Here is a 1252-nt window from a genome sequence, read left to right as displayed (position 1 = left end):
GCTACGGAAGGCCGCTTGCTCTGCTTGCGAGCCTCTTTTTCATGTGGGGGTTCATCACGGTCATCAACAACACGCTGCTTCCTCATCTGCGCAGCGTGTTCGAGCTCGATTATACACAGACGACGCTGATCGAATCGGTGTGGTTCATCGCCTATGCGGTCGCCTCCATGCCGTCGGCCTTTTTGATCGAGCGCGTCGGCTATAAGAGGGCGATCATCATCGGGCTCCTGATCATGGCGGCCGGTGCGCTGGGCATGGTCCCGGCGGCCCGCATCCCGTCATACGAGATCACCTTGCTCGCGCTGTTCGTGATCGCGTGCGGCATCGCGCTCTTGCAGGTTGCGGCCAACCCCTATGTCGCGGTGATCGGACCGCCGGAATCGTCGGAATCGCGCCTCACGCTGGTGCAGGCGTTCAATTCGATGGGGACCTTCTTCGCGCCCTATTTCGGCGGCTACCTCATTCTCAGCCGGACGACCGGGGGCAATTCGCTCGAGGGCGCGCAGCTCACCGCGGCGGAGCGGCTGGCCGACGCGCAGGCGACGCAGCTGCCCTATGTCATGGTCGCGGCGGTGCTCGTCATCATCGCCCTGGTCTTCTGGCGCGCGAAGCTGCCCGCTCTGGGGGCAGCAACCCGCCGCGCCCATGCCTCCGAGCGCACGACCGTCCCGCTGTGGAAGGTCTGGGCGCACCCGATCTACAAGCATCGCAATCTGGCCTTCGGCATCCCTGCGATCTTCATCTATCTGATCGCCGAAATCGGCGTCGCGAACCTCTTCATCAATTTCGCCATCCTGCCCGAGATCGCGGGCATCACCCCCGCCAAGGCAGCCAATTATCTCGTGCTGCTGTGGGGCGGAATGATGGTCGGCCGCTTTGCCGGGGCCTTCATCATGCGCGCCTTTCCCGCCAACAAGGTGCTCGCCGTCTATGCCTCGGCCGCCTTTCTGGTGATGATCGGCGCCGCCACCCTGCATGGGCCGGTCGCGATGTGGTGCCTGATCCTCGTCGGACTGTGCCATTCCATCATGTTCCCGGCGATCTTCGCAATGGGGATCAAGGGCCTCGGTCCGCTGACCGAGGAAGGATCGGGCCTGCTGATCATGGCGATCGCCGGCGGTGCGCTCGTCGTCGTGCAGGGCTGGCTCGCCGACACCGTCGGCCTCCAGAACAGCTTCTGGCTCACCGTCGCCTGCGAACTCTACGTCCTCTTCTACGCCTTGTGGGGCTCAAAACCCACCAACGCCCTGCC

At 64.1% G+C, this 1252-nt stretch carries 1 protein-coding gene; it reads left to right on the top strand.

What is annotated here, in order from left to right:
* Positions 1-1252, top strand: a 1252-nt coding sequence (locus CHB69_RS19545) for a sugar MFS transporter (protein ID WP_089217560.1), incomplete at both ends; no start/stop codon positions are given.

Origin of the sequence: Sphingopyxis indica (genome assembly GCF_900188185.1) — a bacterium.
GTDB classification, from domain to species: Bacteria; Pseudomonadota; Alphaproteobacteria; order Sphingomonadales; family Sphingomonadaceae; genus Sphingopyxis; species Sphingopyxis indica.
This window is presented reverse-complemented; position numbering and strand designations above follow the sequence as displayed.